This is a genomic window from Bradyrhizobium sp. KB893862 SZCCT0404 (assembly GCF_018130885.1).
Classification (GTDB): Bacteria; Pseudomonadota; Alphaproteobacteria; order Rhizobiales; family Xanthobacteraceae; genus Bradyrhizobium; species Bradyrhizobium stylosanthis.
This window is the reverse complement of record NZ_JAFCLT010000003.1, coordinates 498,362-505,000: the sequence shown is the minus strand read 5'-3', so window position 1 is coordinate 505,000 and position 6,639 is coordinate 498,362. Positions and strand designations below refer to the sequence as shown.

Genomic DNA, 6,639 nt, shown 5'->3' with positions numbered 1-6,639 from the left:
TTGCCGGCTATGACGACTACAACAACGTCGTCGACAACATCAGCCTGGTGCTCGGCGGCTTCGATCCCGCCACCAAGAAATATGTCGGCCCCGAAGCCGTCATCAAGGCGCAGATCGCACAGGTCCAGGCCGACAAGAAGATGCCGGCCAAGGACAAGAAGGAAGCCATCGACGAGCTCAACCAGGCGCTGAAGACGCCGGCGCCCGCGATCGAGAACAAGGGCAACATCGATCTCGTCGGCAAGTACTATGACAAGCTGGTCGCAGCGCTCGGCGACGACCAGAACTGAGCGGCGACCTGCGCCGCCGTCCGCTCTCGACAGACGGCGCAGCGCCAGCCAAACTCTCCGCAAGTCACACCCCGTGCCCCGGCAAGCCAAGATCAGATCAAGGCTTCGCCGGGGCTTTCTGCCGATCAGGGGGGCAATGACAAACAAGCGGAAGCAGCGAGGCCGACAACAATGAAAAACACTCCGTTCGATCTCACCGGGAAGGTCGCCGTCGTCACCGGCTCGAGCCGCGGCATCGGCCGTTCCTCGGCCGAATTGCTGGCGAAGCTCGGCGCGAAAGTCGTGGTCTCCTCGCGCAAGGCGGACGCCTGCAAGGAGGTCGCCGACGGAATCATCGCGGCCGGCGGTGACGCCGTCGTCATCCCCTGCAACATCGCCCGCAGGAACGAGGTCGAAGCGTTGATCGCGGGCGCCACCAAGCACTACGGCAAGATCGACATCCTCGTCTGCAACGCCGCGGTCAATCCGTATTACGGCCCGCTGCTCGACATCACCGACGAGGCCTTCGACAAGATCATGGGCTCGAACGTGAAGAGCAATATCTGGCTCTCCGCGCTCGCGATCCCGCAGATGGCCGAGCGCGGCAACGGCTCCGTCGTCATCATCTCCTCGATCGGCGGCTTGCGCGGCTCCACCGTGATCGGCGCCTACGGCATCTCCAAGGCCGCCGATTTCGCGCTGTGCCGCAGCCTCGCCGGCGAATGGGGCCCCAAAGGCGTCCGCGTCAATTGCATCGCGCCGGGCCTCGTGAAGACCGATTTCGCCCGCGCGCTCTGGGAAGACGAAGCCATGCTGAAGCGCCGCACCGCCACCACGCCGCTCCGCCGCATCGGCGAACCCGACGAAATCGCCGGCGCGGTCGCCTATCTCGCCTCGGACGCCTCGAGCTTCATGACCGGCCAGACCATCGTCATCGACGGCGGCGTCACCACGGCGGCGGTGTAGCTCCCTTGCGCTGATCTCTCCACGAGTCGTCCCGGCGAAGGCCGGGACCCATAACCACAGGGTGTGGTTTTGCGAAGATTCGTAGTTGTCAGCTCGTATTAGAAACCTCTGCCTGGGGTTATGGGTCCCGGCCTTCGCCGGGACGACGGCGGAGTTCGGGGGGACATCGGGGATATTGACCTTCCGCCTCCAATCCGCTCCCTTTGGCGCGACACAACGACCCCGTCAGGGAAAACGCCAAGAAAACGCCAAGGTAAGCCGCCATGTCTTTTGTCCTCGCCATCGACCAGGGCACCACCTCCTCGCGCGCGATCGTGTTTCGCGGCGATATTTCCATTGCGGCGAAGGCGCAGCAGGAGTTTCCGCAGCATTTTCCAGCCTCGGGCTGGGTCGAGCACGAGCCGGAGGACATCTGGACCTCGACGGTGATGGTCTGCCGCGAGGCGATCGAGCAGGCCGGCATCAGCGCCAAGGACATCGCCGCGATCGGCATCACCAACCAGCGCGAGACCACCGTGGTGTGGGACCGCGCCACCGGGCAGGCCGTGCACCGCGCCATCGTCTGGCAGGACCGCCGCACCGCCGACATCTGCGCGAAGCTGAAGCATGACGGCCGCGAACCTGTCATCTCGCAGAAGACCGGCCTGATTATCGATCCCTATTTCTCCGGCACCAAGGTCGCCTGGATCCTCGATCACGTCCCGGGCGCCCGCGCGCGCGCGGCACGCGGCGAGCTGATGTTCGGCACCATCGATTGCTACCTGCTGTGGCGCCTCACCGGCGGCAAGGTGCACGCCACCGATGCCACCAACGCCTCGCGCACGCTGCTGTTCAACATCCACACCGGGCAGTGGGACGACGAGCTGCTGGAAATCATCGGCGTGCCGCGCTCGATGCTGCCCGAGGTGAAGGATTCCTCCGCCCGCTTCGGCGAGAGCACGCCCGATCTGTTCGGCGGCGCCATTGCCATCTCCGGCATCGCCGGCGATCAGCAGGCCGCGACCATCGGCCAGGCTTGCTTCCGTCCGGGCATGATGAAGTCCACCTACGGCACCGGCTGCTTCGCCCTGCTCAACACCGGCACAACGCCGGTCGTGTCCAAGAACAAGCTGCTCACCACCGTCGCCTATCAGCTCGACGGTAAACGCACCTATGCGCTCGAAGGCTCGATCTTCGTCGCGGGCTCGGCGGTGCAATGGCTGCGTGACGGCCTCGGCATCATCAAGCACGCCGCCGAGACCGGCCCGCTCGCGGATCAGTCGGACTCCATGCAGAGCGTCTATCTGGTGCCGGCCTTCGTCGGCATGGGCGCGCCCTATTGGAATCCGCGCGTGCGCGGCGCGCTGTTCGGCCTCACCCGCAACACCGGCCCGGCCGAGCTCGCCCACGCCGCGCTCGAAAGCGTGTGCTACCAGACCTTCGACCTCTGGGCCGCGATGCGCGCGGACTGGCCGAGCTCGGAGACGGCATCCGTCGTGCTCCGCGTCGACGGCGGCATGACCGCCTCGGACTGGACCATGCAGCGCCTCGCCGATCTCCTCAACGCGCCGGTCGACCGCCCCGTGATCCAGGAGACCACGGCGCTGGGCGCCGCCTATCTCGCCGGCCTTCAGGCGGGCGTCTATCCCGAGCCGACAAAATTCGCCGACAATTGGCGCCTCGAACACCGCTTCAAGCCGAACATGAGCGAAGCCACGCGCGAGCGGAAGCTCGCCGGCTGGGCAAGGGCGGTGAAGGGCGTGCTCGCGAGCGACGAGGGGGAGGGGTAGGCACGCCTCCCTCAACGCGTCGTCCCGGCGAAGGCCGGGACCCATACTCCGCAGCAGAAGTTGCGAACGAGACTCGTCGTTCCAGCCTCGCAAATCAATCGACATTCGTGGTTAGCCGACGTAGTGGCCTTCGACCGCTGCCACCGCTGCCAAATACTCTTGAAATGTTAAATGGCGAAATTGATAGAAGGGGACTAGGCTAGAACCTTCGAGCTGATGTCCCGCTTCAACGAGCAAGCTAGATCGAAGCTCTACACGCTTTAAGAATACATCGGGTGTATCTTTTGCGTACCGCCCTATCTGAGGTACTTTCTCTCGGGCTTCTTCCAACAGCAAAAGTAGTTCTTTTTCTGTTGCCGTCTGAACGCCCCTACGCATCAACTCAAAAGCTACGAAAGATAGCTGCGGAACCGCCTCTTTCAGGTTTAGGGGTTCATGTCCCTGAATATTCCAAGTATCAAGTAGTACCTCGACGGCGCGTTCGTACAGGCTTACAGGCACGCACGTTCGATCACTGCGCAATGAGCGGCGAGATTCCGAGAAAGTCCTTGGTCCTGAAGTCGTTAGGCAATGTCTGAAGTCGCGTCTCTGCGTTCCGTCCGACCGATCCGGGCTACAACCTCAAAACACCTTCTGCTCCGCTCGGGCCAGCGAAAACCCGTGCTGCATGGCGTTGAAGCACGTCAGCCCCGTCTGCTCCGAGCGGCAGGTAAATCCTGCGCGCTGCCAGACCGCGCCATAGGCGAGCACCGGCAGCGAGGCGTCCATCACGGTATCGCCGGCGCAGATGCGCGCCGCGGTGCTCTTTGCGTTCATCGCGAAGGCATGGCCATAGTCGAGGTCGCAATCGGCGGGACGGCGCGGGCGCGCGTCCAGGCTCATGATGTCGCAGCGGAGCACGCTCTGGCCGTTGTCGGTGATAAATTGGCAGACGATGTTTTTCGATGGCGTCAGGAAGCCGACCGGGCTGTCCTGGGCGCGGGCGACGCTCGCGGCGGCGAGCAGGCAAAGCGTGATGAAAAATCGCAGATGCATGACGGGACCCCGGGGCTGGTCGGCCACCCATTGATTCCGTTTTGCTGCACGATGCGCAATGCTCTTGTTCCAAGATATTTGTTGCCGCGGGCCCGGTTTGGCGATGAACTGGACGGCCCGGCGATTTTCCCCCTCGAGAAGAGCGCGAACTATGTTCCTGATCGGCCAATATGATTCCCCCTTCGTCCGCCGCGTCGCCATCGCGCTCCGCCTTTATGGGCTCGCCTTCGAGCATAGGCCGTGGTCGACCTTCGGCGATGCCGACAAGATCGCGCCCTATAATCCGCTGCGACGCGTGCCGACCCTGGTGCTCGACGGCGGCGAGGCGCTGATCGAGAGCACGATCATCCTGGACTATCTCGACGAGCTGGTCGGCGAGGCCAAGGCGATGCTGCCGCGCAGTGGTGCCGAACGGCGCAGGCACCTGCGGATCTGTGCGCTCGCCTCGGGCCTCGGCGACAAGGCGGTCAGCCTGCTCTATGAGCGCGTGCTGCGGAAGGAGCAGCTTGCGCTGTGGGTCGAGCGCTGCAGTGCGCAGATCGCCGACGTGCTGAAGGTGCTCGAGGCCGAGCGCGCCAAGGTGACGACGCCGTACTGGCTGGGCGATCGCATCGGTCATGCCGACATCGCGGTCGCCTGCGTCGTGCGCTTCACCCGCGAGGCGCATCCGCAACTGTTCGATGCGGCCCGTTATCCGGCCCTCGCCCGGCATTCCGAACGCTGCGAGGCGCTGGCGGAGTTCACGGAGATCGTTCAGCCCCTCGCGCCGCCAAAGGGGTAGGGTGGGCTCGATGGAGATATCGCGAGCTATCTCTTCCGCTTGACGCCATTCTCGTTGAGATAGGCGTCCAGCTCAAACCCCAATTCGTCGGCGCGATCGAAATAGGCTTCCGCGGCGTCGGGGTCTTTCTCCATCCCTTCGCCGCGGCTCGCCATGACGCCGAGCGCCGCCGCGGCACGGCCGACGCCGAGATCGGCGGCGCGCTTGTACCAGCGAACGGACTCGTTGAGATCCCTGGCAATGCCGGGCAATTGGCCGGTGGCATAGAGCGCACCGAGATTGGCGCAGGCGCGCGGTTGGTCGCGCTGTCCGGCCTGCTTCAGATAGTCGACCGCCTTGCTGCGGTCGCCGATCCCCTGCATCGCATAGACGAACAGCTCGAAATAGGCATCGGCATTGCCGCGCTTCGCCGCCTCCTGATGCAGCGCGAGACTTTCCGCGACGTTCTTCGGTCGCCCCCGACCGTTATAGGCCATCAGCCCCAGCAGATAGCGCACCGCGCCGTCGGGATCGCCGCCTGCAAGTGCCTTCTGCGCGTAAGAGAGGGCGTCGTCATATTTCCGGAACGTCCAGTAGAGATTGTAGGCGACGAGATAGGCGCCATAGTCCGAGCCGAGCTCCGCGGCGCGCTTGTAAGCGGCGATCGCCGCGTCGCGATCGCGCGGCACGCCCCAGCCATTCCAGAGGCAGCGGCCATAGTCGATCCACGCGCTGGCGTGCCCGCCGAGCGCGACTTCGCGCAGGGCCGTGGCCAGCGTCTCGCGGTTCTCGACCGGTGCCTCGCCCGCCTCGATCGCCCTGAACAGGGCCACGGCGGCGGCATAGAGCTGGCCGTCACGCGACGACGAACGGGGCTCGGCGAGGAGCTTCGTGACGGTTTCCATGTTCGAACGCGTATCCGCTGGTGTCGATGGCGGCTGCGTGGCCTGCGCCATCGCCGCATCGGGTGAGACTGCGTGATGCGCGACAGATAACCCGGCCGCCATCGCGAGGCAGACGGCCATGGACTTCAGACGATTGCGAATGCCACCCTCCCATACGCCGACCGGGTGTTTGTCGGCACGAGACGCGCGCCGGTTCATCCTACCTGCGCGTACACGGCTTGATCTCGCCGGCCGCGGTCTTCAGCACGATCGGATTCGGCGACAGCCTGATGCCGAAGAACAATTGCGAACCTGAGACCTTGTCGTCCGACCCCTGATGCGCGTCGAGGTCGAGCTTGGCCGCGATCTCGGACGTCAGCTTGGCGCGCTCCTCCATCGAGACCTTGTTGTGATATTTGATCTCGTATACGACATCGGCCTCCAGCACGGACCGGGTCTGGCACACGACGCCGCCGCTCGAAATGTTCAGCGTGACCGCGTCCTCGCACTCGGCCTTCAGCAACGCGTTGCGGGTCGCGATCAGCGCCTCGTCCGAGATCAGCAGGATGTTGGCGTTCTCGAGCTTGAGGCGGATCGAATCGACCTGCTGCATCCCGGCGACGGCGGACAGCTTGTCCCTGATCTGCGCGGAGACGTCGAGATTCCTCTCCAGCGACTGCTTGAGGTCGCGGTCCACGGTCGGCGATCTCTGGATCTTGCCCGTCAGCAGCGCGGGATCGACGTCACAGGTGGGATGCAGCTCCAGTCGGCCGCTGCTCAGATATTCGATCGTGTTGATCGTGCCGGGCCCGCCGAACGTGCTCGGCGGCACCACCTCGAAATAGCCTGTCTCGGAGAGGATCGCCGTGATGGTCTGCTTCTTGCGCGGGAAGCCGACCCAGGTTGCGATCATCACCAGGCCGATCGCGACAAACACGCCACTGCCCAGCCAAAGC

At 64.5% G+C, this 6,639-nt stretch carries 8 protein-coding genes (1 of these 8 running past the window's edge); 4 read left to right on the top strand and 4 right to left on the bottom strand.

The window, feature by feature from the left end; translation table 11 throughout:
- From JQ617_RS16330 to glpK, 3 genes are all read left to right on the top strand, one after another.
- A protein-coding gene (locus tag JQ617_RS16330; protein WP_212027188.1) for a hypothetical protein crosses the window boundary here: on the top strand, nt 1-290 show its 3' end. The gene continues 307 nt to the left of window position 1, outside the view; 290 of the gene's 597 nt are visible here — the last part of the coding sequence; its start codon lies beyond the left edge, outside the window; it ends in the stop codon at nt 288-290.
- Nucleotides 291-461: 171 nt separating this feature from the next.
- Nucleotides 462-1,235, top strand: a complete 774-nt coding sequence (locus tag JQ617_RS16325; protein WP_212027187.1) for an SDR family NAD(P)-dependent oxidoreductase — start codon at nt 462-464, stop codon at nt 1,233-1,235.
- A 263-nt stretch (nt 1,236-1,498) separates the two neighbouring features.
- Complete coding sequence (glpK, locus tag JQ617_RS16320) at nt 1,499-3,004, top strand: glycerol kinase GlpK (protein ID WP_063694279.1); 1,506 nt, start codon at nt 1,499-1,501, stop codon at nt 3,002-3,004.
- A gap of 111 nt (nt 3,005-3,115) precedes the next feature.
- Here the strand turns inward: glpK and JQ617_RS16315 are convergent, their stop codons facing one another.
- Both JQ617_RS16315 and JQ617_RS16310 read right to left on the bottom strand, forming a co-directional pair.
- Nucleotides 3,116-3,505: a hypothetical protein gene (locus tag JQ617_RS16315; RefSeq protein ID WP_212027186.1), complete on the bottom strand. Its 390-nt coding sequence runs from the start codon at nt 3,503-3,505 to the stop codon at nt 3,116-3,118.
- A 120-nt stretch (nt 3,506-3,625) separates the two neighbouring features.
- Nucleotides 3,626-4,039, bottom strand: a complete 414-nt coding sequence (locus tag JQ617_RS16310) for a DUF6636 domain-containing protein (RefSeq protein ID WP_212027185.1) — start codon at nt 4,037-4,039, stop codon at nt 3,626-3,628.
- 151 nt (nt 4,040-4,190) lie between these two features.
- Between JQ617_RS16310 and JQ617_RS16305 the strand changes: the two genes are divergently transcribed.
- Nucleotides 4,191-4,820, top strand: a complete 630-nt coding sequence (locus tag JQ617_RS16305; protein WP_212027184.1) for a glutathione S-transferase family protein — start codon at nt 4,191-4,193, stop codon at nt 4,818-4,820.
- Between the two features lie 26 nt (nt 4,821-4,846).
- Here JQ617_RS16305 and JQ617_RS16300 read toward each other — a convergent pair whose 3' ends face one another.
- Both JQ617_RS16300 and JQ617_RS16295 read right to left on the bottom strand, forming a co-directional pair.
- Nucleotides 4,847-5,704, bottom strand: a complete 858-nt coding sequence (locus JQ617_RS16300) for a tetratricopeptide repeat protein (protein ID WP_212027183.1) — start codon at nt 5,702-5,704, stop codon at nt 4,847-4,849.
- A gap of 199 nt (nt 5,705-5,903) precedes the next feature.
- Complete coding sequence (locus tag JQ617_RS16295; protein ID WP_349630621.1) at nt 5,904-6,620, bottom strand: hypothetical protein; 717 nt, start codon at nt 6,618-6,620, stop codon at nt 5,904-5,906.
- Nucleotides 6,621-6,639: the final 19 nt, after the last annotated feature.

What these genes read in the sequence shown, in the direction of transcription:
- JQ617_RS16325 (WP_212027187.1), top strand. Translation starts at nt 462, where the DNA reads ATGAAAAACACTCCGTTCGATCTCACCGGGAAGGTCGCCGTCGTCACC.
- glpK (WP_063694279.1), top strand. Translation starts at nt 1,499, where the DNA reads ATGTCTTTTGTCCTCGCCATCGACCAGGGCACCACCTCCTCGCGCGCG.
- JQ617_RS16310 (WP_212027185.1), bottom strand. Translation starts at nt 4,039, where the DNA reads ATGCATCTGCGATTTTTCATCACGCTTTGCCTGCTCGCCGCCGCGAGC.
- JQ617_RS16305 (WP_212027184.1), top strand. Translation starts at nt 4,191, where the DNA reads ATGTTCCTGATCGGCCAATATGATTCCCCCTTCGTCCGCCGCGTCGCC.
- JQ617_RS16300 (WP_212027183.1), bottom strand. Translation starts at nt 5,704, where the DNA reads ATGGAAACCGTCACGAAGCTCCTCGCCGAGCCCCGTTCGTCGTCGCGT.